26 protein-coding genes and 1 tRNA gene are annotated in these 25,647 nt (G+C 68.7%); 9 read left to right on the top strand and 18 right to left on the bottom strand.

Annotated elements, in window-relative coordinates:
- Positions 1-28: 28 nt before the first annotated feature.
- Positions 29-535, top strand: a complete 507-nt coding sequence (locus CYL12_RS04055) for a hypothetical protein (protein WP_101845754.1) — start codon at positions 29-31, stop codon at positions 533-535.
- Positions 532-1,320: a peptidoglycan recognition protein family protein gene (locus CYL12_RS04060; protein WP_101845757.1), complete on the top strand. Its 789-nt coding sequence runs from the start codon at positions 532-534 to the stop codon at positions 1,318-1,320. Before CYL12_RS04055 ends, CYL12_RS04060 begins: the two co-directional genes overlap by 4 nt.
- Positions 1,321-1,335: 15 nt before the next feature.
- Here the strand turns inward: CYL12_RS04060 and CYL12_RS04065 are convergent, their stop codons facing one another.
- The 4 genes from CYL12_RS04065 to CYL12_RS04080 all read right to left on the bottom strand — a co-directional run bounded on the left by CYL12_RS04065 (position 1,336) and on the right by CYL12_RS04080 (position 5,093).
- A complete protein-coding gene (locus CYL12_RS04065) occupies positions 1,336-1,707 on the bottom strand; it encodes a hypothetical protein (protein ID WP_101845760.1) in 372 nt (123 codons plus the stop codon).
- Between the two features lie 186 nt (positions 1,708-1,893).
- Positions 1,894-4,251 carry an ATP-binding cassette domain-containing protein gene (locus CYL12_RS04070; RefSeq protein WP_101845763.1) on the bottom strand — a complete coding sequence of 786 codons (2,358 nt, stop codon included), beginning with the start codon at positions 4,249-4,251 and terminating at the stop codon, positions 1,894-1,896.
- A 27-nt stretch (positions 4,252-4,278) separates the two neighbouring features.
- Complete coding sequence (locus tag CYL12_RS04075) at positions 4,279-4,689, bottom strand: VOC family protein (RefSeq protein WP_101848663.1); 411 nt, start codon at positions 4,687-4,689, stop codon at positions 4,279-4,281.
- Positions 4,690-4,694: 5 nt separating this feature from the next.
- Positions 4,695-5,093, bottom strand: coding sequence for a helix-turn-helix transcriptional regulator (locus CYL12_RS04080; RefSeq protein WP_101848662.1), 399 nt, complete (start codon positions 5,091-5,093; stop codon positions 4,695-4,697).
- A 179-nt stretch (positions 5,094-5,272) separates the two neighbouring features.
- Between CYL12_RS04080 and CYL12_RS04085 the strand changes: the two genes are divergently transcribed.
- Entirely contained in the window at positions 5,273-5,860 is a 588-nt protein-coding gene (locus CYL12_RS04085; RefSeq protein WP_101845765.1) for an HdeD family acid-resistance protein, read from the top strand.
- 62 nt (positions 5,861-5,922) lie between these two features.
- Here CYL12_RS04085 and CYL12_RS04090 read toward each other — a convergent pair whose 3' ends face one another.
- Complete coding sequence (locus tag CYL12_RS04090; protein ID WP_101845767.1) at positions 5,923-6,687, bottom strand: SDR family oxidoreductase; 765 nt, start codon at positions 6,685-6,687, stop codon at positions 5,923-5,925.
- Positions 6,688-6,809: 122 nt separating this feature from the next.
- On the opposite strand from CYL12_RS04090, the gene CYL12_RS04095 reads away from it, so the two are divergent.
- The 4 genes from CYL12_RS04095 (at position 6,810) to CYL12_RS04110 (ending at position 9,494) form a co-directional block, all read left to right on the top strand.
- Positions 6,810-7,283, top strand: a complete 474-nt coding sequence (locus CYL12_RS04095; protein ID WP_101845770.1) for an NfeD family protein — start codon at positions 6,810-6,812, stop codon at positions 7,281-7,283.
- Positions 7,284-7,291: 8 nt separating this feature from the next.
- On the top strand, positions 7,292-8,221 hold the full coding sequence (locus CYL12_RS04100) for an SPFH domain-containing protein (RefSeq protein WP_101845772.1): 930 nt from the start codon (positions 7,292-7,294) through the stop codon (positions 8,219-8,221).
- A complete protein-coding gene (locus tag CYL12_RS04105) occupies positions 8,218-8,994 on the top strand; it encodes a glycerophosphodiester phosphodiesterase family protein (RefSeq protein WP_101845774.1) in 777 nt (258 codons plus the stop codon). The genes CYL12_RS04100 and CYL12_RS04105 overlap by 4 nt, the downstream gene beginning before the upstream one ends.
- A 116-nt stretch (positions 8,995-9,110) precedes the next feature.
- Positions 9,111-9,494 (top strand): RNA polymerase-binding protein RbpA, encoded by a 384-nt coding sequence (locus CYL12_RS04110; protein WP_025103442.1) that lies wholly within the window; start codon positions 9,111-9,113, stop codon positions 9,492-9,494.
- On the opposite strand, the gene lnt is transcribed toward CYL12_RS04110, so the two are convergent.
- From lnt to CYL12_RS04155, 9 genes are read right to left on the bottom strand one after another with little or no spacing between them, the layout of a single operon-like run.
- Positions 9,491-11,014 carry an apolipoprotein N-acyltransferase gene (lnt, locus tag CYL12_RS04115; RefSeq protein WP_101845776.1) on the bottom strand — a complete coding sequence of 508 codons (1,524 nt, stop codon included), beginning with the start codon at positions 11,012-11,014 and terminating at the stop codon, positions 9,491-9,493. The genes CYL12_RS04110 and lnt overlap by 4 nt on opposite strands.
- Positions 11,015-11,025: 11 nt before the next feature.
- Entirely contained in the window at positions 11,026-13,500 is a 2,475-nt protein-coding gene (locus CYL12_RS04120) for a DEAD/DEAH box helicase (RefSeq protein ID WP_101845777.1), read from the bottom strand.
- Positions 13,497-14,255 (bottom strand): twin-arginine translocase subunit TatC, encoded by a 759-nt coding sequence (gene tatC / locus CYL12_RS04125; RefSeq protein WP_101848664.1) that lies wholly within the window; start codon positions 14,253-14,255, stop codon positions 13,497-13,499. The genes CYL12_RS04120 and tatC overlap by 4 nt, the downstream gene beginning before the upstream one ends.
- A 56-nt stretch (positions 14,256-14,311) precedes the next feature.
- Entirely contained in the window at positions 14,312-14,548 is a 237-nt protein-coding gene (gene tatA / locus CYL12_RS04130; protein ID WP_101845779.1) for a Sec-independent protein translocase subunit TatA, read from the bottom strand.
- 45 nt (positions 14,549-14,593) lie between these two features.
- A complete protein-coding gene (locus CYL12_RS04135) occupies positions 14,594-15,577 on the bottom strand; it encodes a helix-turn-helix transcriptional regulator (RefSeq protein WP_101845781.1) in 984 nt (327 codons plus the stop codon).
- Complete coding sequence (locus CYL12_RS04140) at positions 15,574-16,572, bottom strand: helix-turn-helix transcriptional regulator (protein ID WP_101845783.1); 999 nt, start codon at positions 16,570-16,572, stop codon at positions 15,574-15,576. Before CYL12_RS04140 ends, CYL12_RS04135 begins: the two co-directional genes overlap by 4 nt.
- Positions 16,572-17,504: an FKBP-type peptidyl-prolyl cis-trans isomerase gene (locus CYL12_RS04145; RefSeq protein WP_101845785.1), complete on the bottom strand. Its 933-nt coding sequence runs from the start codon at positions 17,502-17,504 to the stop codon at positions 16,572-16,574. The genes CYL12_RS04140 and CYL12_RS04145 overlap by 1 nt, the downstream gene beginning before the upstream one ends.
- 10 nt (positions 17,505-17,514) lie before the next feature.
- Positions 17,515-18,534: a tRNA (adenine-N1)-methyltransferase gene (locus tag CYL12_RS04150; RefSeq protein ID WP_101845788.1), complete on the bottom strand. Its 1,020-nt coding sequence runs from the start codon at positions 18,532-18,534 to the stop codon at positions 17,515-17,517.
- On the bottom strand, positions 18,531-19,214 hold the full coding sequence (locus CYL12_RS04155) for an HAD family hydrolase (RefSeq protein WP_286120431.1): 684 nt from the start codon (positions 19,212-19,214) through the stop codon (positions 18,531-18,533). Before CYL12_RS04155 ends, CYL12_RS04150 begins: the two co-directional genes overlap by 4 nt.
- An 88-nt stretch (positions 19,215-19,302) precedes the next feature.
- Between CYL12_RS04155 and CYL12_RS04160 the strand changes: the two genes are divergently transcribed.
- A complete protein-coding gene (locus tag CYL12_RS04160) occupies positions 19,303-20,151 on the top strand; it encodes a PAC2 family protein (protein WP_101845792.1) in 849 nt (282 codons plus the stop codon).
- Between the two features lie 11 nt (positions 20,152-20,162).
- Here CYL12_RS04160 and CYL12_RS04165 read toward each other — a convergent pair whose 3' ends face one another.
- Together CYL12_RS04165 and CYL12_RS04170 are read right to left on the bottom strand one after the other, a co-directional pair.
- Positions 20,163-20,993: an undecaprenyl-diphosphate phosphatase gene (locus CYL12_RS04165; RefSeq protein ID WP_101845794.1), complete on the bottom strand. Its 831-nt coding sequence runs from the start codon at positions 20,991-20,993 to the stop codon at positions 20,163-20,165.
- Between the two features lie 47 nt (positions 20,994-21,040).
- Positions 21,041-22,336: a M20/M25/M40 family metallo-hydrolase gene (locus CYL12_RS04170; RefSeq protein ID WP_101845796.1), complete on the bottom strand. Its 1,296-nt coding sequence runs from the start codon at positions 22,334-22,336 to the stop codon at positions 21,041-21,043.
- 113 nt (positions 22,337-22,449) lie between these two features.
- On the opposite strand from CYL12_RS04170, the gene CYL12_RS04175 reads away from it, so the two are divergent.
- Positions 22,450-22,532: transfer RNA gene (locus tag CYL12_RS04175), tRNA-Leu, on the top strand.
- A gap of 84 nt (positions 22,533-22,616) precedes the next feature.
- On the opposite strand, the gene CYL12_RS04180 is transcribed toward CYL12_RS04175, so the two are convergent.
- Together CYL12_RS04180 and CYL12_RS04185 are read right to left on the bottom strand one after the other, a co-directional pair.
- Positions 22,617-23,714, bottom strand: a complete 1,098-nt coding sequence (locus tag CYL12_RS04180) for a VIT1/CCC1 transporter family protein (RefSeq protein ID WP_101845798.1) — start codon at positions 23,712-23,714, stop codon at positions 22,617-22,619.
- A gap of 130 nt (positions 23,715-23,844) precedes the next feature.
- The gene (locus CYL12_RS04185) at positions 23,845-25,587 is read right to left on the bottom strand and encodes a DEAD/DEAH box helicase (RefSeq protein WP_101848665.1); all 1,743 of its coding nucleotides are present in this window, start codon (positions 25,585-25,587) and stop codon (positions 23,845-23,847) included.
- Between the last annotated feature and the right edge of the window lie 60 nt (positions 25,588-25,647).

Consider the following 25,647-nt stretch of genomic DNA (forward strand, 5'->3'; position numbering starts at 1 on the left):
GAGAAGCCGAACCTCGTAGGATCGCGATATGACCTCCCCGCGCCGTGCCCCTGCCGACCTGCGGAAACGCGGGGGCTTTCGGGGAGCCGACGATTCGACTGCCTCGCTCATCCTCGGCCAGTTCTTCGTCGGTGGTTTTTTCCTGTTCATCGTGGCTTTCTTCCTCGCACTCGGCGCTGCGGAAGAGTACGACGGGGCGACATCCTTCGTCGGGGCGAGCATCATCGCGGTCGTCCTGTCCGTCGTGTCGATGATCACCGCCCTGGTGATCGGCCTGCCCCTTCGCCTCGTCTCGGCCCTGCGAGCGCGGTGGCTCGCCCACGGCGAGATCACCGTCGTCGGGGTCGTCGTCGGGCTCGGCGCCTGCATCGTGTCGGTCGTGCTTGCGGGTGGAAGCGGGGGAGCGGCGCTGCCGTGGTGGGCGTTCGTCGTCGCGTGGTCGGTCCTCACTTTCTCGGTCGCGCATTTCGTCTGGCCAGGACGACGCCCGCAGGGTGATCGCCGCGAGCAACCCAACAACGGCCCGGCCGCGTGAGCGCACGCGGCGAGGGCCAGCATCCGGAGGACCCGGGAGGGCGGGACGCCGACGAGAACGTCCCGACGCACACGCGGCGGGGATTCCTCATCGCCGCCGGAACCGGCGTCGCGGTGACCGGCGTCGGCATCTGGCTCTCCGCGAATTCCGGGGGAGACGCAGACGACGCCGGACGCCGCCCGGACAACCCGCGAGGACTGCCAGAGTACGAGCCGGTCTACGACCGCGCGGTCAGGGGTCTCGAGGTACCGCTCGGTTTCGAGGACTGTGCCCACCCGACGGTGCGCGCTGACCGGAGCATCGCGGGAAGCGATCGTCGAACCGTGAGCCCGGTCATCGACCGCTTCATCATCCACCACACCGGCACGACATCCGACCAGTTGGACTTCTTCTCCCGCTGTAATAGGAGATCATCGGCTCCCACCTTTTATCTGCGACACGACGGCTCGGTCGTCGAGACCATCCGCCCGCGAGCGAAGCCGTCGTCCACCGGGGCGGACTGGAACTGGCGGTCCGTGGCGGTGGAGACGCTGGATTTCACCGGAGCCCCGGAGTACACCGTGACCACGGCGCAGGTGGAGGAGATCGCACAGATGATCGCGTGGCTCGCCGGCTTCGACGGGCGGACGCTGGACGGCGTTCCGGTGCGCTTCCGGATCGACCGAGAGCACGTCATCACCCACCAGGAGACGTGGTCGGGAACGGAGTGTCCCGGCCCGTTCCTGCAATCGCGAGTGGATGACATCGTGGCGCGGGCGCAGGAGATCCGGAAGAGAACGCGGTGACGGCAGGGGAGCGGGCTAGTTGTAGGTGAAGCACCGACTCGAATCCGGTGTCGACTCCGGTTCACCCTTGTAGAGGATGAACCAGTTCTCCGCCGTCGCCTCGTCGACGTGCGCGTCCAGGAGCATGCAGGTATAGATGACGCTGTCTTCGCTTCGGAAACCGGCGTAGACCCAGGTCGTCCCGCACGGGAAATCCGGATCCGTCGCCAGCGTGATCTGATTCAGCGCGCCGCCCGAACCTTCCTCCCAGGTCCCGGAGAAGTCAACGGCATCTGCCCCGCGCAGCTCCGTCGCAGTGCGTGGCAGAGTCCCGCCGCACCCCACAGCCCGTGGCCACGCATTCGCCTGGAAGGTGCCGTCGTCAGCGAGTTCGAGTGTCGTCGGCAAGTCGCTTCCTGCCTGCCAGGTCCCGTAAGCATCAGCCTCCGTCAGGCTGTAGTCCGAAGTCCCGCACGCCGCCGGCGGACCCAGGAGGGGGGCACTTTCCTCAAACTGACATAATGTGCATTATCGGATAATCCGTATGAAGAGTGGGCGAGCGCGAGAGAGGGCCCGGAACGGTCGAGTTTCCTCTCAGCGACCGACATACGCCGCGAGATGTTCACCCGTCAACGTCGATCTGTCCGCGACGATGTCGGCGGGCGTTCCTTCGAAGACGATGCGACCGCCGTCATGGCCGGCGCCCGGACCGACGTCGATGATCCAGTCGGCGTGTGCCATGACGGCCTGATGATGTTCGATCACGACGACCGTCTTGCCGGCGTCGACGAGGCGATCCAACAGACCGAGGATCGTGTCGACGTCAGCGAGGTGCAGACCGGTCGTCGGCTCGTCGAGCACGTACACATCGCCCTTCTCGCCCATCTGGATCGCGAGCTTGATGCGCTGGCGCTCACCGCCCGACAGAGTCGACAACGGCTGTCCGAGCGACAGGTACCCGAGTCCCACGTCTTCCAGGCGTCCGAGGATGGCGGCCGCGGCCGGGAGCTTCGCCTCACCCTCGCTGAAGAACACGCGGGCCTCAGACACCGGAAGGTCGAGCACCTCGGTGATGTCCTTGCCGCCGAGCTTGTACTCCAGCACCGCCGCCTGAAAGCGCTTACCGCCGCAGTCCTCACAGGGGGTCTCGATGGTGTCCATGAACCCGAGCTCGGTGATGATGACACCGGCGCCCTTGCACGTGGGACACGCGCCCTCGGAGTTCGCGCTGAACAGGGCGGGCTTCACGCCATTTGCCTTCGCGAAGGCCTTGCGGATGGGCTCGAGCAGCCCCGTGTAGGTCGCGGGATTGCTGCGACGCGAGCCCTTGATGGCGGACTGGTCGATCGCCACCACGCCCTCGCGTCCGGTCACCGAACCGTGGATGAGCGAGCTCTTCCCGGATCCCGCGACGCCGGTGACCACGGTCAGGACACCGGTCGGGATGTCCACGTCCACGTTCTGGAGGTTGTTCGTGGAGGCGCCGCGGACTTCGATCGCGCCGGTGCGGTCACGCACGGCGTCCTTGAGCTGTGCACGGTCGTCGAGATGCTGACCTGTCAACGTACCGCTGGCTGTGAGACCCTCGACGCTCCCCTGGTAGCAGATCTCTCCCCCGGCGCTTCCCGCACCCGGCCCCAGGTCCACGACGTGATCGCCGATCGCAATGGTCTCCGGCTTGTGCTCGACGACGAGTACCGTGTTCCCCTTGTCGCGAAGGCGAAGCAGCAGGCCGTTCATCCGCTGGATGTCGTGCGGATGCAGCCCGATCGTCGGCTCGTCGAACACATACGTGACATCGGTCAGCGAGGAGCCGAGGTGCCGCAGCATCTTGATCCGCTGCGCCTCTCCCCCGGACAGCGTTCCCGAGGGCCGATCCAGGCTCAGATACCCCAGGCCGAGGGTCACGAAGGCGTCGAGGTTCGCGCTCAGCGCCTCGAGGAGCGGCCCCGCACCGGGCAGGTTCAGACCGCGGACCCACGCGGCGAGATCCGTCACCTGCATACGGCACGCGTCGGCGATGCTCACGCCGTCGATCTTCGAGGATCGCGCGCCCTCGGTGAGACGCGTACCGTCGCACTCCGGACACACCGCGAAGGTGGCCACGCGCTCGACGAAGGCACGGATATGCGGCTGGAGCGCGTCGAGGTCTTTCGAGAGCATGGACTTCGTGATCTTCGGGATCAGGCCCTCGTAGGTCATGTTGATGCCGGAAATCTTGACCTTCGTGACCTCGCCGTAGAGGAAGAGGTGACGCTGCTTGTCGGTGAAGGACGAGATGGGCTTGTCCCCCGGGTAGAACCCGGACTGCGAGAACCCCTTCACCATCCAGCCGTCGGCGGTGTACCCGGGCACCATGATGGCGCCCTCGTCGAGGGACTTCGACTCATCGACGATCTGGGACAGGTCGAGGTCCGACACCACTCCCCTGCCTTCACATCGCGGGCACATGCCGCCGAGGTAGATCGCGTCCTTCACGATCTTCTTCTCGCCACCCGGCCCGGTCATGACGCCGCTGGCCTTCTGCGTCGGGATGTTGAACGAGAACGCCGTCGGACCGCCGATGTAGGGCTGGCCGAGCTTGCTGAACAGGATGCGGAGCATCGCATTCGCATCCGTCACCGTGCCGACGGTCGACCGCGGGTTCGCGCCGAGACGCTCCTGGTCCACAATGATCGCCGTGGTGAGCCCTTCCAGCACGTCGACGTCGGGACGCGGCACCGACGGCATGAAGCCCTGCACGAACGCGCTGTACGTCTCATCGATCATGCGGCGCGATTCGGCGGCGATCGTGTCGAAGACGAGAGAGCTCTTCCCCGACCCGGACACTCCGGTGAACACCGTGAGGCGTCGTTTCGGGATGTCGACGCTCACGTCCTTCAGGTTGTTCTCTCGCGCGCCCTGCACACGGATGAGGTCGTGGGTGTCCGCGGGGTGCTCGACAGCGGTCATGCGGCGTCCTTCGTGGTGGTGGCGCCGTCAGGCGGCCTGGTTGATACGGAGCAGGTTGCCGGCGGGATCGCGGAAAGCGCAGTCGCGGACGCCGTAGGGCTGGTCCATGGGTTCCTGGACCACATCCGCCCCCTCCGCGACCAGACGGTCGAACAGGGCGTCCAGGTCGTCGCTCGCAAGCGTCAGAGCACCGTAGCTGCCCTTCGCGATGAGCTCCAGGATCGTCTGCCGCTCGGTGTCGGTGATGCCGGGGTCGGTGGCCGGCGGGTGGAGGACGATCGAGGTCTCGGGCTGACCGACCGGGCCGACCGTGAGCCAGCGGAGACCGTCGTAGCCGACGTCGTTGCGCACCTCGAAGCCGAGGGCGTCGCGATAGAAGCCGAGCGCCGCTTCGGCGTCGGTGTGCGGGAGGAAGGCGTAGTGGATGCTGATCTTCATGATGCTCACGTTAGGTGCGCCTCGGGCCGCGGCGCTTCTCGATTCCTGATCGGTCGGGTGATCTGCTTCGCCTGGAACGAGGGGATGCCCTCGACGTTCGCGGCGCGTTCACGGTACACGCTGGGTGGGACACCGACCAGCTCCGAGAAGCGGGTGCTGAACGTTCCCAACGACGAGCAGCCCACCGCGAAGCACACCTCGGTGACACTGAGGTCGCCGCGACGCAGCAGCGCCATGGCGCGTTCGATGCGGCGGGTCATGAGATAGGAGTACGGGGATTCGCCGTAGGTCTCGCGGAACCGCCGGCTGAGATGCCCGGCGGACATGTGCACACCGCGCGCCAGGGCCTCGACGTCCAACGGCTTCGCATACTCCCGGTCGATGCGGTCGCGCACCTTCCGCATCACGACCAGCTCGCGCAAGCGAGCCTCATCCACCGGTGTCACGTGATGATCCTGCCATGACGCCGGAAGACGAGGAATGACCATCCGCGACGCGCGGAGCCGCTCCTCCCCCGCTGTCGGGCTTCCGGCGCTACCCTGGGGGCATCCTCACAGGATTCTCTCAGAAGGGGTTCCCCGTCATGTCTGAAGCAGTCGCAGAAACGAAGTCTTTCTTCAAGTCCATCCGCGTCGCTCTCGCGGTCTCCGGCGTGCTCGCGCTGCTCGCGGGTATCGCGTTGCTCGTCTGGCCGGTGAAGTCCGCCGTCATCGTGACGGCGATCTTCGCGTCGTACCTGATCGTCGCGGGAGTCGTCTACATCGGCCTCGGCATCTTCTCCCGCGCCAAGGGCGGCTGGTCTCGCGTCGGCCACATCGTCCTCGGCCTGCTCTACATCGTCGCCGGCGTCATCGCGTTCTTCAACCTGAACGTCGCCGCCGCCACCCTCGCGCTGGTCGTCGTGATCTTCATCGGTGTGAGCTGGATCGTCGACGGCGTCGTGGCGCTCTCGCTGCTCGGCAGCGACGGGTCGCGAGTGTGGACCGTGATCTACGCCATCCTCAGCATCATCGCCGGAATCATCGTCCTCTTCTCGCCGGTCATCGCCGGATTCGCGCTGTGGCTGCTCCTGGGCATCTCGCTCGTCGTGCTCGGTATCGTGCAGATCATCCGCGCGATCACGCTGGGCAAGGATGAGAAGGCGTTCACCACGGGCGCTGCCGCCGTCTGATCCGCAGACGCGTGACGCCCCGGACCCGCAGCAGCGGGTGCGGGGCGTCTTGCGTTCGACGACTATTCCGTGACGAAGGCGCTCACGTCGCCGACGAGGCGGGTGTTGTCCGCGGGCACGGGGTCCACGACGGCCTTCGCGACCTCGGCGGCGAACTCGGAGACGTTGTAAAGACGACCCGCCGACTCGCGACGCTCGGCGATCGCGCCGGGGTTCGCGCGCTCGAGCAGCGTCGCGGTGATCGTGCCCTCGATCATGTCGCCGGAGACGACGGTGAAGCCGATTCCCTTCTCGGCCAGGCCCGGGATGAGCTCGCGGAGCGCGTCCTCGCCGGCGCGCTTGGAGAGGGCGACCGGCTCGTACTCCGGCATCGTCGGCGTCGTGCGGATGAAGTGGGCCTGGTGGCTGGTCACGAACACGACGCGCGCGCCATCCTCGAGCAGCGGCGTCGCCGCGTTGAGGACGTTGAGCTGCGCGTCCCGGTTGAGGGTGAGCGCGTAGTCCTCGGCCATGCCGGACTCCATCCCGCCCGAGGCATTGAGGACGAGCACGTCGAGGCGACCGTACTCGGCACGGATGGCATCGAACATCTCGGCGACCGACGCCGGGTCGGTGAGGTCTGCACCGACGACGAGCGCCCGTCGGCCGAGCTCCCGCAGCTGCGCCGCGAGCTTCTCCGCGCGCGGCGCCTTGTTGCGGTAGTTGATGACGACGTCGGCGCCGGCCTCGGCGAGGTATCGCACGGTGTCGGCGCCGATCCCCCGCGATGAGCCGGTGACGAGGGCCACCTTGCCGTCGAGGGATCCTGCGGGAAGAACGTCGGTCACGGGTGACTCCTCATGGTGCGTGGAACGCCGTGAGCGCACGGCCCTCACAGATTACCAAGGGGGCGCGGTGGCGGCCGGTCGAGCGTCGTCACGCGTGGTACGTTGACGGCAAAGGAGGCCGCATGGACAACTTCTCGACGTTCGTCACGTTCATCGACCACTGGGCATGGATCGGATGGCTCGTCCTCATCGCCGTCTTCCTCGTCATCGAGATGCTCTCCCTCGATTTCACCTTCCTCATGCTGAGCTTCGGCAGCGTCGTCGGGCTCGTGACCGACTTCATCGGCCTCCCGGTGTGGATCCAGATCCTCATCGCGGCGGCCGCGGCCGCCCTGTTCATCCTCTTCCTGCGGCCACCCCTTCTGCGCCGTCTGCACCGCGGCGCCGATCCCACCCGCTCGAACGTCGAGGCGCTCGTCGATCTCCGCGGCATCGCGCTGAGTGAGATCACGCAGATCTCCGGCCAGGCCAAGCTCGCCAACGGCGACACCTGGACCGCCAGAACGACCACCCCGATGGCCATTCCGGCGGGCGCGCCCGTCGCCGTCAGTGCCATCAACGGCGCTACCGCCATCGTCCGACCCCTCAACGACTAGGAGCACGCGTGGACGACGCATCGATCATCCCGACCGTGATCATCTGGATCCTGGTGATCGCGGTCATCATCTTCGTGATCGTCACGATCGCGCGGGCGATCCGCATCATCCCGCAGGCCACGGCCGGTGTGGTGGAGCGGCTCGGTCGCTATCACAAGACGCTCACCCCGGGCCTGAACATCCTCGTGCCCTTCATCGACCGCCTCCGCCCGCTGATCGACATGCGCGAGCAGGTGGTCTCCTTCCCGCCGCAGCCTGTGATCACCGAAGACAACCTCGTGGTCTCCATCGACACGGTCGTCTACTTCCAGGTGACCGACGCCCGTGCCGCCACCTACGAGATCGCGAACTACCTCGGCGCCGTGGAGCAGCTCACCACCACGACCCTCCGCAACGTCGTCGGTGGCCTGAACCTCGAAGAGGCGCTGACGAGCCGCGACAACATCAACGGGCAGCTTCGCGTGGTCCTCGACGAGGCGACCGGCAAGTGGGGCATCCGCGTGGGTCGTGTCGAGCTCAAGGCGATCGACCCGCCCGTCTCCATCCAGGACTCGATGGAGAAGCAGATGCGTGCGGAGCGGGATCGCCGTGCCGCGATCCTGACCGCCGAGGGCACGAAGCAGTCCGCGATCCTCGAGGCGGAGGGCCTTCGTCAGGCGGAGATCCTCCGGGCCGAGGGCGACAAGCAGGCCGCTGTCCTCCGCGCCCAGGGTGAGGCGGAGGCGATCCAGAGCGTCTTCACCGCGATCCACCAGGGCGCGCCCGACGACAAGCTCCTCGCCTACCAGTACCTGCAGATGCTCCCGAAGATCAGCGAGAGCCCGTCCAGCAAGCTGTGGATCATCCCGAGCGAACTCACGGAAGCGCTCAAGGGCATCGGCACCGCCTTCACCCCGAAGACCGGACCGGGTTCTCCCACTCCCTCCGCGGGCGCGTGACGCACCCGTACTTCGTCAGGGCCGAGCAGCCCCGGATCTTCGCGCACCGAGGTCTGGTGACCGCGGCGGGACGAGAGTCCGGCGTGTGGGAGAACACCGCGGCCGCCTTCGCCGCGGCCCACGCCGTGGGGGCGGAGTACATCGAGACAGACTGCCAGGTCACCGCGGACGGCGACGTCGTGCTCTTCCACGATCGTGACCTCCGGCGGCTCCTGGACGATCCGCGCGCCGTCAGCGAGGTCAGGACGCGGGAGCTGAGCGAGCTCTTCGCGGAGCACGGCGGATTGCTGACCGTCGCCGAGGCGCTCTCCGCATTTCCCGAGACGCGGTTCAACATCGATGTGAAGACGTCGGCGGCTGCGGTTCCACTGGGCCCCATCCTCTCCGCCCACACGCACCGGGTCCTGGTGACGAGCTTCTCGGACGCCAACCGGCGGGCGACGGTGGAGGCCGTGCGCCGGACCGGCACCGTGTTGCGGCCAGCCACCTCCGGCGGAAGCCGGACGATCGCCGCGCTCCGTCTTCTCTCCGCGATGCGCCTCTCCCCCGCCAGGCTTCTGCGGGAGATCGATGCCCTGCAGATCCCCGAGCGACATGGCGCGGTCACGGTGCTGACGCCGGCCCTCATCCGCGCTGCCCACCGCGTCGGGACCGAGGTCCACGTGTGGACGGTGAACGAGGCGGAGGACATGCGCCGCCTCGTCGACGCGGGCGTGGACGGCGTCGTCACCGACCGGGCCGACGTCGCCGTCGCCACGCTTCGAACGCTCTGAGCGCCCTTTATCCTCCGGCGCTGGGATTCCCCTGTGAATACCGCGCAGAAGGCCGTCGTATGGATGAAGCGCACAGGCTCGAACGTTATACCTGACAGCGACGAGAGGACCACACAATGGCAGATCGCAGCCTGCGCGGCATCCGACTCGGCGCCCAGAGCCTACAGAGCGAAGAGGGCGTCGTTTTCATGGAGCGCCGTGAGACCACTTACACCTGTGACACCTGCGGACACGACACCACGCTCATGTTCGCGGCCGATGCCGAACCGCCTCAGACCTGGGAGTGCCGTTCCTGCGGAGCGGAAGCCCGCCTGAAGGTCGACGGCGAAGCCGTCACCCTCGAGGTCACTGACGAGAAGGCCGCCCGCACCCACTGGGACATGCTCATGGAGCGCCGTACCCGTGCGGAGTTGGAGGAGCTTCTCGAGGAGCGCCTCGCCTACATCCGAGCCCGGCGCGGCGCCGGCGAAGACCCCACCCGCGAGAAGATCGGCGCCTAGCGCCGCCGGGCGCGCCACCACCCGAGACCGAGCGCGCCCAGACCGCCCCACAGCAGCACCTGCTGCAGCCAGGGGCCCAGGACGATTCCCGCCGTGAGGCCGGAGCGGAGTTCGACATCCTCGAGCATCGCTCTGGCCTCGTCTGCGTCCAGGCTCGTGACGGTCCGTCCGTCCGGCAGGATGATCTGGCTCGTGCCGACCGTGGAGATGTTGACGACGCTCCGGCCGGTCTCGATCGCGCGCATCCGTGCGAACGCGAGCTGCTGGAGGTTCTCGTCCGTGCCGCGGAAGTCGGCGTTGTTCGTCTGGAAGACGAGGACCTCAGCGCCGTCGTACAGTCCCTCGGTGATGACGTCGTCGTAGATCACGTCGAAGCAGATCGCGAGTCCCACCCGAACGTCGTCGACCTCGACGATCGGCGGGTTGGTCCCCGGCGTGTACTCGCGCTGGATCAGTCCGATGAGGTCGGGGACGAGAGCGTTGAAGAACGCCCGATCCGGCACGTACTCGCCGAAAGGCACCGGGTGACGCTTGTCGTGCTTCTGCGGTGCCGTGCCGTCCGGAAGCCAGAGCATGGACGTGTTGTAGTAGAGGCTCCCCCGGCCGGTCGCGGCGTTGGCGAGCAGCGGCGCATCGATGCGGTTCGATACCAGGGTCATGCGCCGCGCGATGGTCGAGTTGGCATAGGGATCGGTGTCGAGTCCGCCCTCCGGCCAGACGAGCAGATCGACGTCCTCACCGTACAGCGGTTCCGTGGCCTCCGTCTGCGCCTGAATGACGGCGAACGGCTCCCGCTCGTCGAAGTAACCGGTCGGTCCGTTCCCCTGCACCGCGGCTATGCGCAGAGATCCGGACGGCGTGGTCGGGAAGAGCGGCGTGAAGATGAGGATGAGCACGAGGACTGCCGGTGCGCACAGCGTGACCGGTCGCCGCCACAGACGGGCGCGCACGATCTCGATCGCCATGGCTGTGAGGAACACCATGAGAAAGCTCAGTCCGCTCACGCCGACCCACGAGGAGAGCGCGGCGAGCGGGCTCTCCGCCTGACTCATGCCGAGGCGGGCCCAGGGGAAGCCGCCGTAGGGCCACCAGCCGAGGAACAGCTCGCGTCCGACCCAGAGCGCCGCGACGATGGCGGGGAGGGTCAGTAGACGCCCGGCGGTACCCGGCCACGCCCGCGGCACCCATCGGTACGCCAGAGTCAGCGGAATCAGTGCGACGGCCGTAAGGACGCCCTCGACCACGCTCAGCGCGGCCCAGGGCAGCGGCCCGAGGTACCGCGACGTCCAGGATACGAGCAGGGCGAAGAAGAGGATGCCGTAGACGAGCCCCACCAGCAGCGCTCCCCCGGCCCGACGCCCGATCAAGGAGAGCAGCAGCAGCGCGGTGGCCGGGAACGCCAGGATCCAGACCGCGGCCTCGGGAAACGCGAGATCCATGAGGAGAGCGGCGACAGCCGCAGCGAGCACGGCAGCCCAGAGGGGCAGCAGGGCGCGTCGGCGAACAGGGGCTTCGGTCATGCGGGCGGATCTCACATCGAGGAGTAGGCGACGATCCCTCGCCGCACGCCGTCGAGCGCGGCCCGGGCGGTGCGGGCGAGCGCCGCGTCCTCGGCGACGATGGACAGCTGATCGAGGAGGTCGATGGTCTGCTTCGCCCACCGCACGAAGTCGCCGGCCGCCATGTCGGCGTCGATGAGGACGCGGTCGAGCATCCCGCCTCGCGCCCAGGTGTGCATCGCACCGGCGAGCCCGGCCGCGAGCGGTTCGCTGCCCGGCAGCTGGTGGTCCTGTTCCAGATCGTCGAGCTCGGCCCAGAGCGCGGTGGTCTTGTCGTAGGCGGCGCGGAAGGCTCCGCGCGGCAGGCCCCGCTCCCCCGCGTTGGCTTCGTCGCGGCGGGGCTCATAGACGAGGCAGCAGGCCATCGCGGCCAGGGACGGCGCGTCGAGCGCCTTCCACAGGCCCTGCCGCAACGACTCGGCCACGAGGAGGTCGCGCTCACCGTAGATCCGGCGCATCGTGCGTCCGGCGTCGGTCAGCTGCATCCCGTCCTCGTTGCGACGGACGTAGTCCAGTGTCTCCAGCACCTCGACGACGCGGTCGAAGACGCGAGCCACCGTGCCGGTCCGCGTCTCGATCTGACGCCGCGTGCGGTCGGTCTGGCGCTTGAGCTTCCAGTAGCGCTCTGCCCAGCGGGCGTGCTTCTCGCGGTCGGGGCACCGGTGACAGGGGTGGCGCTGCATCCGCGTGCGGAGCGCCTGGATCCGCTTCAACCGCTTGTCGCGCGCGGCCCGGGGCGCCTGGGCGTCCTGCCGGTTCTTCTTCTCCAGGTCGCTCAGCTCGCGGCGGATGGCGGCATACTCGGGGAAGTCCCCGTGCTCGCAGGCCATCGCCGTCTGGTACCCGGCCAGCGACTCCTCGGCCTCCCGCACCTGGCGAGCCAGCCCGACCACGGCGCGGTCCGCCTGGAACTGCGCGAACGATGACTCCAGGATCTGCCGCGCCCTGGCCTGCCCGAACAGGTCGATGAGGTTGACGGCCATGTTGTACGTCGGCCGGAAACTCGAGTTGAGCGGATAGGTCCGCCGCGACGCGAGGGCGGCGACGGCCTGCGGGTCCATGCCCTCGCTCCACTGGACGACCGCGTGTCCCTCGACGTCGATGCCGCGGCGCCCGGCGCGGCCCGTGAGCTGCGTGTACTCGCCGGAGGTGATGGCGACGCGCGCCTCTCCGTTGAACTTCTCCATCTTCTCGAGCACGACCGTGCGCGCCGGCATGTTGATGCCGAGGGCCAGGGTCTCGGTGGCGAAGACGACCTTGAGCAGTTTGCGCTGGAACAGCTCTTCGACGACCTCTTTGAAGGCCGGCAGGAGGCCGGCATGATGGGCCGCCACGCCCCGCTCGAGGTTGTCCAGCCACTCCCAGTAGCCGAGCACGCCGAGATCCTCGTCCTGCAGCGTGCGGGTGCGCTCCTCGACGATGGCGCGGATCGCGGCCCGCTCCTCCGATGAGGTCAGCCGCAGCCCGGAGCGGCGCACCTGCTGTACCGCGGCATCGCAGCCCACGCGGCTGAAGATGAAGAAGATGGCCGGCAGGAGATTCGACCGCTCCAGGAGTTCGACCACATCCGGACGGTCCATGCGCTCGATCCGCCGCGCGTTGGCCGCGCGGACAGGGCGGCGGCCGCCCCGAGGCGGACGGGGCGCCTGGCGACCTGCGTGGCGGTTGCTCCGGTACGACTGGGCTTGCCGATTGCTCTCGTAGGTCGACCCCGTGAAGGAGCGGATGCGCATGAGCTCCTGGTTCACCTGGGCCGTGGCGATGCCGGCGCGGTCGTCGAAGAGCGGAAGCAGGTCATCGCGCACGAGAACGTGCTGTTCCAGCGGCACCGGGCGGATTTCCGAGACGATGACCTCGGTGTCGCCACGCACCGTGTCCAGCCAGTCGCCGAACTCCTCGGCGTTCGACACGGTCGCGCTCAGCGACACGAGCCGCACCCGGGGTGGGAGGTGGATGATGACCTCTTCCCACACCGCGCCGCGGAAACGATCCGCCAGATAGTGCACCTCATCCATGACGACGTAACGGAGATCCCGCAGCGCCGCGGAATCCGCGTAGATCATGTTCCGCAGCACCTCGGTCGTCATGACGACGATGCGCGCGTTGCCGTTTATGTTCGTGTCGCCTGTCAGCAGTCCGACGTCATCGGCACCGTAGACGTCGACGAGTTCGCGGAACTTCTGATTCGAGAGGGCCTTCATCGGCGTCGTGTAGAAGGCCTTGTCCGTCGGGGTCTGCATCGCCAGGTGGATGGCGAACTCCCCCACGATCGTCTTCCCGGCACCGGTCGGCGCGGCGACGAGGACGCTGCGCCCGTTCTCCAGGGCGTGGCACCCGGCGACCTGGAACGGGTCGAGCTGGAACCGCTGACGTGCCGCGAACGCCGCCGTCTGCGGGTGCGCCGCGCTCTCCTGGGCCTGCGCGTATCGCTCGGACGGCGAACTCATGTGGCGTCCGGGACGAGTCCAGCGGCGGTGTCCCGCTTGCGCTTGCGCCGGTCGAAGAGGAGCGACAGTCCCGCCGCCGCGAAGAAGAGCACGATGAGGATACCGGCGAGCATCAACATGCTCACCACGTCCGCTGCCGGGGTCGCCAGGGCGGCGAAGATCGTCGCGATGAGGATCGCCACCCGCCACCCCTTCAGGATCGCCCGCCCCGACATCACGCCGGCGAGGTTGAGCGCGACGAGGAAGACGGGGAGGACGAAGGAGATGCCGATGACGATCATCAGCTTGAACACGAAGTCGTAGTACTCCTGCGCGGAGTAGAAGTTGGTGCCGCCCTCCGGGGTGAAACCCCACATGAGCTCGATGACGTGCGGCATGATCTGCACCCCGAGGTAGCAGCCCGCGAAGAACAGCGGTACAGCGGCGACGACGAAGCCGACCGTGTAGCGGATCTCCTTGCGGGTGAGACCGGGCATGATGAAAGCCCAGATCTGCCACAGCCAGACGGGTGCGGAGAGGAACAGGCCGATCGTGAGGGCGATGCGCATGCGCATATCGAACGCGGACGTCACTGTCCCGAAGTTCAGGGCGCTGAAGTCATCACCGCGCCGGTCGGAGATGATCCTGATCGGCTCGGTGATGAAGTGGATCACCGGGTCCGCGATGAGGAACGCCACGACCATGCCGACGACGAGAGCGATCGCCGCATACATGAGGCGCTTGCGCAGTTCGACGAGATGCGCGCCGAGCGACATCCGCCGATCCCGATCCGCCGTCGGCGTCACGGTCGGTTCGATGGCTGCCACAGCCGTCAGGCGCGAGGCGGAGTCTCAGGGTCGGTGCCCGAGTCCTTCACCGTCGTCGGCTCCGCGGGTGCCGACTCGGCACGACTCGCGTCCTCTTCCTTCATGGCCTTCATCTCGCCCTTGAAGACGCGAGCGGACTGACCCATGCTCTTCGCGAGTGCCGGCAGCTTGGCGGCACCGAAGAGGAGGAGGATAACGGCCAGCACGATGAGCAGGTGCCAGCCTTGCATTCCAGCGAACATATCGACATTCCCGTCGTAGGGGGGCTTTCCGCCCCAGTTTACAGATCAATCCTCGGCATCAGGCCGGTGGTAGAGCGCGAGTCCTGCGGCGGCCCACTCGCGCGTCGCGCTCCGCGCGATCGGGGGGTCCGTGACCTCCATCGCCCCGCCGAAACGGGCGGCGAGCCGCTTGATGCCCCGGGGGTCGGCGAGGTGGAGCTGGGTGGTCACCATCCCGTCCCCGGCCCTGAGCGTCTCCGTCGGCACGAAACCACTGAGCAGCGGAGCGAGGCGCTCCGGCACGCGGACGGTCACCTCGCGCTCCTCCTCCAGCCCGGCGAAGGCCTCCGGCACCTGGTCGCCCCCGTGCGTGCTGGGGATGTCGGTCAGGGTGGGCGCGCTGACGCGGTCGAGGTGGAAGGTGCGCATCGCCTCGCGCATGTGACACCAGCCCTGCAGATACCACTGTCCATTGGTGATGAGGATCTGCACGGGGTCCACGGTCCGCGTGGTGGGTTCGGCGTCAGGGGCCTGGTAGGTGAACGAGACGGCGACGCCCTGCTGCAGACCGCGAGCGACCACCTCCCGTACTTCGTCGACGGCGCTCGGGGCGACGACGACGTCGGCCGGGGCATCCGCGGCTCCCCGGGAGAGTTTCGAGATGAGACCGGCGACGAGGCCGGAATCGGAGACGGCCGGTACGGCGGCGACCATCTGCAAGCCCGCGAGCAGGGCGGCCGCCTCTCGCGCGGTGAACCGCGGCACGCGGCGGAGCGCCACGTCGTTCGTGATCTCGATGATGTCCTCGAGGTCGAGGAGATCCCAGTTGATGTCGAACATCTCTTGCGGCTGCTGCCAGTACCCGGCCTCGCCGGGCAGGCCGATCACGGTGAGCTTCTCGACCATCGCCCGCATCTCGCGCGGGGTCACGCCGAACTCCTCTGCGGCCTCGGCGAGGGAGACCTGGCCGTGCTCCAGCAGGTACGGCACGAGGGTGAGGTACAGGCGGACGCGCTCGGCAGCGAGGAGCGGTTTGGGTGCAGCGCTCATGCGGATACCCCCGCCTCGGAATCGGTGTGGGCGTCGACCACGGCACGAAGACGCCCGATGACCGCCGCCCGGAGCGGAGCGGGCTCGACGACGCGGACCTCAGGGCCGTAGGACGCGAGCTCGTCCGCCAGGATGTGCAGGTCGACGAAGGGGACGCGGATGCCCTGCGTCGCGGGCGTCGCCCGTCGCCCCAGCCGCAGCGCTGCCTCGGTCCCGGGGGTCACCTCCAGCAGCGCCGAGTTCTCGGCGGCGACGCGCTCGAGACCGCTCAACGCTCGCTCGCCCGCGCCCTCGCGCAGGGACGCATCGAAGGTGCTCGCGCTGAGTACGACGTCGCCGACGATCCGGCTGAGCAGGAACGTCCGGTCCTCCTCGATGTCGACGTCGACGCCGTAGACGTGCCAGCGCGCCTCATAGTCCACGAGCGCGAGCGGACGGATGCGACGGCGCCGCGGAGCGTCCTCCCCTGGCTTGAGGTAGTCGAACGAGACGACGCGGCTCCGTTCGATCGCGTCCTGCAGAGGTGTGAACGCGGCGTCACGGGCGGTGATCCGTGGCGCGAAGCCGATGATCGGCTCATCGCCGTCGATTCCGAGGGCCCGGATCTTCCGGACGCCGGACTGCGCGTCGCCGGAGACGGATTCAGCGCTCCAGACGCTGCCGGCGAGGCGCAGCACGGCCAGCTCCGCCGGAGAGAACTCGATGTCCCCCGGCAGATCGTATTCCGCTTGCGGAATGCGGTAGCGGGCTTCGCGGAGGTCATTCGGATCGGCGGCATCGCCGATCGTCTCGATGGGGACGCCGAGAGAGCGGAGCTCGTCCTTGTCCCGCTCGAACATCTTCTCGAGGGCATCCGACCGCGTTCCCGCGTCGGCGCGCTGGCGGTACCCGGAGACGTTGTCGAGGATCTGCTGCTTGGTGAGCCCGATCTCCGTGGCCATCAGCGCCACGACGAGGTTCGTCAGGCGCTCTTCGGCGGGGATCCGGGCGGCCATCAGGGAGCGGAGACCGGGGACACGCCGAGGATGTCGACCACGACGGCCATCGCCGCGGAGTTCTCGGTCTTCGGCAGGACGACGAGGACCTGGGAGCCGACGGGCTGCCCGACCAGCGCATCCGCCACCGGCGCGGCGATCTGACGGATGCCGTCGGTGGCGGACTGCCCCCACGTGCTCTGCAGAACGGTCTTGTCGTCCCAGCCCACCGCGGTGAAGTGCACGAGCGGAGTCTGCTCCTCCGTCAGTTCCTCGCCGTCACCACGGATCAACGTCTGGACGACCTGCTCCTCCGGGGCGGCGCTGTCGGGGATGATGATGCCGGGCGTGCCGTCATCGGCGCGCACGACGGTCGGCATGCCCTGCGCGTCGTTGAACTGCAGTGTCCCCTCGGCTTTCGGGAGGAACGCATCGACGACGTCGATCACGAACACCGCGATGTCGTCCTCGTCCATGCCGAAGCCGCCGAGGTTCGCCTCGCCGAAGTCCTCCGGGGTGAGGCCCGCGACGATACGGGTGCCGCCGGTGGCGCACTCCAGGACGTCGGCGAGCCCGGGAGACTGCGTGGCCCAGGAGCCGATGGTCGATGCGCGCGTGGTCTCCTCGTCGTACGTCGTGGCGAAGACCTGCTCGCCGGTGGCACCGCTGTAGATGGAGATCTGAGCGACGAGGGGCTGGGCGTCGTCGACGAGCGCACGACCGTCCCCCGTCACGACGTCGGCGTAGGACGTCTCCGTGAGGCGCACGGGCGCGAAGACCTCGACCTCCGGCTCGGACCCGACATCCCCCGTGACCGTCACGGCGCTGTCGATGCCGTTGGCGTGTCCGTCGCGATCGCACGAGGCGTCGGCGGACGATGCGGTCACGCTGCACCCCGTCAGGGCGAGGGCGGCGAGGCTGAGGGTGGCCAGAACGGCGGACGTTTTACGCACGCGCTCCAGTCTATTCCGTCGCGTGCTCCGATTCGCGCGATGCGGCAGCCAACCGCGCGCCCTCCGCGGCCTTGCCGGCCTCCCGGGCGCGCTTGCGGAGGTTCTTGTCGGTGATCTCCCTGTCCCCCACCGCTCCCGGGGTCCAGAGTTCGACGTCCTCGTCGTTGTAGCTGCTCTTCGAGGCGCGACGCTTCACCGACGGGGCCACGGCCCCCGGAGCGAGACGGCGGGCCGTGAGGAGGAACCCTGTGTGCGCGACCATGCGGTGGTCCGGACGGACCGCCAGGCCTTCGACGTGCCAGCCGCGTACCATCGTCTCGGACGCCTCGGGATCAGTGAAGAGCCCGGTGCCTCGGATGAACTCGGCGACGCGCGAGAGCTGTGTGGCGGTGGCGATGTAGCAGAGCACGACCCCACCGGGGGTCAGTGCGTCAGCGACGGCGTCGATGCACTCCCACGGCGCGAGCATGTCCAGGACGACCCGGTCGACGGTGCCCGGCTCGACTTCGTCCGGGAGCGCGGCGACGAGGTCTCCCACGACGACCCGCCAGGAGTCGGGGCGTTCCCCGAAGAAGGTCTCCACGTTGGCCTGGGCGACCTCGGCGAAATCCTCCCGGCGCTCGAAGGAGAGCAGGCGGCCCGCGGAACCGACGGCCCGCAGCAGCGACAGCGACAGCGCACCCGACCCGACGCCGGCCTCGACGACGGTGGCGCCGGGGAAGATGTCGGCCTGCATGACGATCTGCGCCGCGTCCTTCGGGTAGACGATCGCGGCACCGCGCGGCATCGACATCGCGAAGTCGCGCAGCAGCGGACGCAGAGCGAGATACTCGTGGCCCGAGCTGTTGGCGACCACCGATCCATCCGGGAGTCCGATGAGGTCTCGGTGCCGGAGGACACCGTGATGGGTGTGCAGTTCGCCGTCCTCGCGCAGCGTCACGGTGTGCAGGCGGCCCTTCGGACCGGTGAGCTGCACACGGTCGCCTTCGCGGAAGGGCCCGCTGGGACGGGGCGCGGAAGGGGTCGTCATCGGGTGGCCTCCGTGATCGTGGCGCGGGAGCCGAACAGCTCCACGAGGTCGGCAGCGCCCCGGCCGTCGAGGGTCGGCCACAGCTCGTGGGCGCCGAGGCCGTCGAGCGGGACGATGTGGGGCACGCCGAGGGTCAGAGCGCCGGAGGCGAGACCGGCGCGGAGGCCGGTCGGGGAATCCTCGATCACCACCACCTCGGCGATGTCCACGTCGAGGAGAGCGGCGGCCTGGAGGTATGGCTCCGGGTGGGGCTTGGGGTTGTCGACGTCGTCGCCGGCGACGACGATGTCGAAGGCCTCGAAGTCGATCAGACCGACGACGTCGAGCGCCATCCGGCGCAGGGACATGGTGACCAGGCCGGTCGGGATCCCGGCGGCACGGAGGTCGCGGAGGAGCTCTTGTGCGCCCGGTCGGAAGGGCACGCCCTGAGCGCGCAACGACTCCTGCACGGCGCTCGTCAGGTGGGACACGATCGCCTCGGGAGCCATGTCGACGCCCGCGCCCTGGAGGATGATCGCGCTGTCGACGAGACCGCTGCCCACGAGCTGCAGGGCGTCTTCATGCGACCAGGTACCGCCGAAGGACTCCACCAGTGCGGTCTCGGCCGCCATCCAGTAGGGCTCGGTGTCGACGAGTGTTCCATCCATGTCCCAGAGGACCGCGCGGGGCTTGTTGCTCACTGAACCCATGCTAGCCGGGGCCGCCCACATCGCTTCCACGCGGACTAGCCTGGGGGGATCGGAACCACGACCTCGAAGGGAGCACGGGATGGACGTTCTCGGTTCGCGCATCATCATCGCCGCCTTCGACGGCTGGAACGACGCCGGTGAGGCCGCGACCGGAGCGGTCGGCGCCCTACAGGCGGCGGGCGGCTACGACCTCGTGCACTCCGTGGACCCCGAGCTGTACTTCGACTACCAGTACACCCGCCCGGCGACGCGACTCGATGCCGAGGGGCGCCGTCAGATGACGTGGCCGGAGGCCGGGCTGTGGCGTCCGCGCGACCCGGGTCCCGGTCCCGAGTTCTGGATCCTCACCGGTGCGGAGCCGGCACGCACCTGGCAGGCGTTCGCGTCCGAGTTCATCGACGTCGCCCTGCGCGACGACATCACGGGCTTCGTCACGCTCGGGGCCATGCTCTCCGACGTTCCGCACACCCGCCCGATCTCGATCTTCGCGTCGAGCCAGAACGAGCAGGTCCGCGAGGCGCACGGCCTGGAGAGGTCGGTGTACGAGGGCCCGGTCGGCATCCTCAGTGTCCTCGAGCACTTCGCCGAGAACGCGGGCATCCCGTCGGTGAGCCTGTGGGCGAGCGTGCCGCACTACGTGGCGTCGGCCGCGCCGTCGCCGAAGGTCACCCTGGCCCTCCTCGACCGCCTCGAAGAGCTCACCGGTGTGGACGTGGATCGCCGGCATCTCCGCACCGAGGCCGCGGCCTGGGAGGCGTCGATCGACGCGGCCGCATCCGAGGACGAGGACATGGCCGAGTACATCCGGCAGCTGGAGCGCACCAGGGACACCTGGGACTCCCCCGATGCCTCCGGTGACGCGATCGCCCAGGCCTTCGAGCGCTACCTGCGGCGCCGTGACGACGGCCGCGGCGACCGCAAGCGCTGAAGAACGCCCGCTCAGGCCGAGGCGGGGATGACGCCCATCGCGAGGAGCGCGAGCAGGACGCCGCCGAGCAGGATCCGGTAGATCACGAACGGCAGGAAGCTGCGCTTCGAGATCCAGTTCATGAAGAACGCGATCACGCCGAGCGCGACGACGAAGGCGACACCCGTCGCGGCCACGGTGTCGCCGAGCGAGAAGAAGGACGGCTCGCCCCAGCTCTTGAACAGCTGGTAGAAGCCGCTGCCGAACACAGCCGGAATCGCCAGCAGGAAGGCGTAGCGGGCGGCGGCGGCGCGCTCGTAGCCGAGGAAGAGCCCCATCGTGATCGTGCCCCCGGACCGCGAGACACCGGGGATGAGGGCGAGCGCCTGAGCGATCCCGAAGGCGATGCCGTGAGGGTAGGTCAGGTCGTCGAGTTTGCGGCGCTTGGCGCCGACGTGATCGGCGATGCCCAGGAGGATGCCGAACACGATGAGCATGATCGCGACGATCCAGAGCGAGCGGAAGACGGTCTCGATCTGATCCTGGAAGAGCAGTCCGAGCAGCACGATCGGGATGCTGCCGATGATGATGAGCCACCCCATCCGTGCGTCCGGATCGTTCCGCGGCACCTTCCCGGCGAGCGACCGGAACCACTGGGAGATGATGCGGACGATGTCCCGCCAGAAGAACACGACGACGGCAGCCTCGGTGCCGATCTGGGTGATGGCGGTGAAGGCGGCGCCCGGGTCCTCCCCGGAGGGCAGGAACGTTCCGACCACGCGCAGGTGGGCGCTGGAGGAGATGGGCAGGAACTCGGTGAGACCCTGGACGATTCCCAGGATCAGTGCTTCGAGCAGGTGCATGGAGAGGCCTTCGTCTTTCGGGGCGGCACGGAGCGCGTGGACGCCGCTCAGTACGTGCGCAGCAGATCGGCCAGCACCCGCTGACCGAAGACAAGTGAGTCTACGGGCACCCGCTCGTCGACTCCGTGGAACATCCCGGTGAAGTCCAGATCGGCCGGCAGACGCAGCGGAGCGAAGCCGTAGCCGGTGATCCCGAGAGTGGCCAGCGCCTTGTTGTCCGTCCCCGCTCCCAGGAGGTACGGGATGACGGGAACCCCGGGGTCGTGACGACCCAGCGCCGCCACCATCGCGTCCACGAGCTCCCCGGCGAACGGCGTCTCCATGCCGATGTCACGCACCACGGTCTCGATCCGGATGTCGTCGCCGACGATGCGCTGGAGTTCCGCGAGCACGTCGTCCTCGGTCCCCGGGATCACCCGGACATCGATCAGCGCCTCGGCGCGCTCGGGGATGACGTTGTGCTTGTAACCGGCGGTGAGGGCGGTGGGGTTGGTCGTCGTGCGGAACGTGGACCGGAGGAAAGCCTCAGCCGGGCCGGCTGCGGCGGCGAGGGCATCGGGGTCGTCGGGGCTCCGGCCGCTCAGCGCGCTCAGGCCCTGGAGCAGCGCCTCCGTCGTCGGCGTGAGCCGGACCGGCCACCGTGTCCGGCCGATCGCGGCGACGGCTTCGGCGAGCTTCGTGACGGCATTGTCCTCGTGCAGTCGGCTGCCGTGACCCGCCCGGCCGGTGGCGACGAGGCGGATCCAGATCAGGGCCTTCTCCCCCACCTGCAGCAGGTAGGCTCGGCGGTCGTCCACCGAGATGGAGTAGCCGCCGACCTCGCTGATCGCCGCGGTCGCCCCGGCGAACCACTCCGGACGATCCTTCACGACGAGCGCGGAACCCTCGACACCGCCGTTCTCCTCGTCGGCGAAGAAGGCCAGGATGAGGTCGCGCTCCGGCTGCTCCCCCGCGCGCAGGATGTCCGCCACGGCGGTGAGGATCATCGCGTCCATGTTCTTCATGTCGACCGCGCCGCGACCCCAGAGCATGCCGTCCTGCACGGTGCCGGCGAACGGGTCCACCGTCCAGTCCTCGGCGACCGCGGGCACGACGTCCAGGTGGCCGTGCACGACGAGAGCCGGCTTGGTGCGATCGCGACCCGGGACCCGGGCCATGACGTTCGTGCGCCGCGGGATGGGCTCGTAGTACTCGACCTCGAGTCCCAGCTCCTGCAGGTACGCGCCGACGTACTCGGCGGCCTCCCGCTCTCCCTTCGCGTTGCCGCCGCCGTAGTTGGAGGTGTCGAAGCGGATGAGGTCGCTCGCGACGCGGGCGACCTCCGGCAGGGAGGATTCGGTCATGGACTCAGGCTATCGAAACCGCGTGCCACGCCCGGGCGTCACGCTCGGTTCGAGACGCCTCCGAGAACGTGCTAATCTCATTCTTCGGTCGGCAACGATCAAATCCAACACCTGCGCGGGTGGCGGAATGGTAGACGCGCTAGCTTGAGGTGCTAGTGCCCGATAGGGCGTGGGGGTTCAAGTCCCCCTCCGCGCACAGAGAGCGAAGGCCCCGGATCCATGGATCCGGGGCCTTCGTCGTTGACGGTGCGGTCCCGCGCGAGGCGGGACCGCAGCGACGTCACACGGCGCCGACGCCGAAGAGCAGGCCGAGCGCGTAGGTCACCGCCGCCGCGCCGAAGCCGATCGCGAGCTGGCGCAGGGCGCGCCGCAGCGGCGGTCCCCCGGAGAGGACGCCGACCATCGCTCCGGTGCTGAGCAGCGCGATGCCGACGAGCACCAGCGCGAGCACGATCGCCGCGGTGCCCTCCATGCCGAAGATCCAGGGCAGGACGGGGATGATCGCGCCGGAGGCGAAGAGGAGGAAGCTGGAGATCGCGGCCGTCCAGTCGCTCCCGACGACCTCGTGGGCGTCTGCGCCCTGGACGGTCACCGGGCCCGTGGCCGCGCGTCGGACGCCCTCCTGGGCAGCCTGGACGATGCGGCGAGCCCTGGCGAGGGACTCGGTCTGGTCCATCCCGCGGGCACGGTACACGAGCGCGAGCTCGTTCTCGTCGATGTCGAGGTCGGCGGCGGCCGCCGCGGCGTCCTCGTTCGCCTCGGTCGCGGTGAGGAGCTCCCGCTGTGATCGCACCGACACGAACTCCCCCGCGCCCATGGACAGCGCACCGGCGAGCAGCCCCGCGATGCCGCTGAACAGGACGAAGCCCGAGCTCACGCCGGTGGCGCCGATGCCCAGCACGAGCGCGAGGTTGCTGACGAGGCCGTCGTTCGCACCGAAGACGGCAGCACGAAACGAGCCGGACAGACGCCGACGCCCCCGGGCCGCGAGGCCGCGGACGACTTCGTGATGGACCTTCTCGTCGGCGCGCATGGCCGGGGTGGCCCAGCGCTCGGCGTCGTACGGAGAGCGGGCCTCGGCGCTCTGGGCGAGGGCGAGGACGAAGATCGAGCCGAAGCGTCCGGCCATCCACCCCAGGAGGCGGGAACGGACCCCGGCCCGCGGCAGGCGTGTCGGCTCGCCGCCGAGGAGATCGAGCCAGTGCTTCTCGTGCCGTCGCTCGGCTTCGGCGAGCCCGAGCAGGATCGCTCGCTCCTCCCCTGACCGGCGCGCGGCGAGGCGCTGATAGACGGCGCCCTCGGCACGCTCCTCGACCAGATAGCGAGCCCAGCGCCGTCGATCGGCGGCCGTCGAATCGGCTGCGGCAGCGGCTGTCATGGAACCTCCAGGTGTCACTGTGCCCGGCGTCCGGACAACCGTTCCACGCTATCCGCGCGGTGTCGCGCAGGCCGCGTCCTGACACCGATTGCCAGCATTTCGGGCTTCCGAAGCAGCGAGGTGGCGCCCCTCAGGAGCGGACGCGTTTGCGCAACACCTCGATGCGGGACTGCAGTTGCGTCACGGTCGCCTGCGCCACCGCAGGTCCGCCGCAGATGCGTCGGAGCTCGGCGTGCACGGCACCGTGCGGCTGACCGGACTGCCGTGCGTAGAGGCCCACCAGGCTGTTCAAGAGCTGGCGTTGCTCGCGCAGGGTGCGATGCAGCGGCGCGGGCAGCGTCGTCGTCTGCGTCGGCTCCGCCTGCGCCTCGCGCACCTCGCGGTGCCGGGACTGCCGCGCCTGCCGCTGCATGAGGAGCTCGTGGACGTGCTCGGGTTCGAGGAGACCCGGGAAGCCGATGAACTCCTCCTCCTCCGGCGTATTCGGCTCGGCGAGCTGGCCGAACTCCTTGCCGTCGAAGACCATGCGGTCGAAGTGGGCGACGGAGGAGATCGCCTGGTAGCTGAACTCCTGGGTCAAGGCGTCCGAGGCCTCGTCCTCGCGGTTCGCGCTCTCCAGCAGCGAGTCCTCCAGGCCATCGTCGTCCTTGGACTGCCGGTCGAGAGCGTGATCGCGCTGCTTCTCCATCTCATTCGCGAGCTTCATGAGCACGGGCACGTGCGGGAGGAAGACACTCGCCGCCTCGCCCCGACGACGGGCGCGCACGAAGCGGCCGATGGCCTGAGCGAAGAACAGCGGAGTGGACGAGGAGGTCGCGTAGACGCCGACCGCGAGCCGCGGCACGTCGACGCCCTCCGACACCATGCGCACCGCGACCATCCACCGGGCGGTGCCTTCGGAGAACTTCTCGATCCGCTCGGAGGCGGTGGCGTCGTCGGACAGCACGATCGTCGGCTGTTCGCGCGTGATGCTGTGCAGGATCTTGGCGTAGGCCCTGGCGACGGTCTGATCCGTCGCCAGCACGAGTCCACCCGCATCGGGTATGTGGTGTCTGATCTCGGTCAGACGGCGGTCAGCCGCCGAGAGCACCGCCGGCATCCAGTCGCCCTCCGGGTCCAGCGCCGTGCGCCAGGCCTGTGAGGTGACGTCCTTCGTGTTGTCCTGTCCGAGATGGGTCTCGAGCTCGTCGCCGGCACTCGTCCGCCACCGCATCTTCCCCGCGTACATGTGGAAGAGCACGGGGCGGACGACACCGTCCGCGAGGGCACGCCCGTAGCCATAGGCGTAGTCGGTGCTGGAGACCCGCGCCCCGGTCTCGTCAGGGAGGTACTCCACGAACGGGATCGGCGCCGTGTCGCTCCGGAACGGGGTCCCCGAGAGCAGCAGTCGGCGCTTCGCCGGACCGTAGGCGTCGCGGATCGCGTCCCCCCAGCTCAGGGCGTCGCCGCCGTGGTGCACCTCATCGAGGATGACCAGGGTCTTCGCGTCCTCGGTGAGGTGGCGGTGCACCGAGGACTTCGCCGCGACCTGGGCATACGTCACCACGACGCCGTGATAGTGCCGCGCCGGTGCCCAGTCGCTGTTGCGGAAGCGCGGGTCGAGCCGGATGTGCACGCGGGCGGCGGCGTCGGCCCACTGGGTCTTGAGGTGCTCCGTGGGGGCCACGACGATGACCCGGTTCACCTCCCCCATGCGCATCAGCTCGACCGCGAGGGTGAGCGCGAAGGTGGTCTTGCCGGCGCCCGGTGTGGCGGCCACGAGGAAGTCGCGCTGGTCGGCCTGGAAGTACGCGTCCAGAGCCTCCTGCTGCCATGCCCGCAGCTTGTTCGCCGTTCCCCACGGGGCGCGCTGAGGGAAGGACGGAGAGAGCATCGACTCCACGATAATCGCTCCCACCGACACCGCGGCATCCCCGGGGGCTCCGCGCGCGTC

Origin of the sequence: Zhihengliuella sp. ISTPL4, assembly GCF_002848265.1 — a bacterium.
GTDB lineage: Bacteria > Actinomycetota > Actinomycetes > Actinomycetales > Microbacteriaceae > Microbacterium.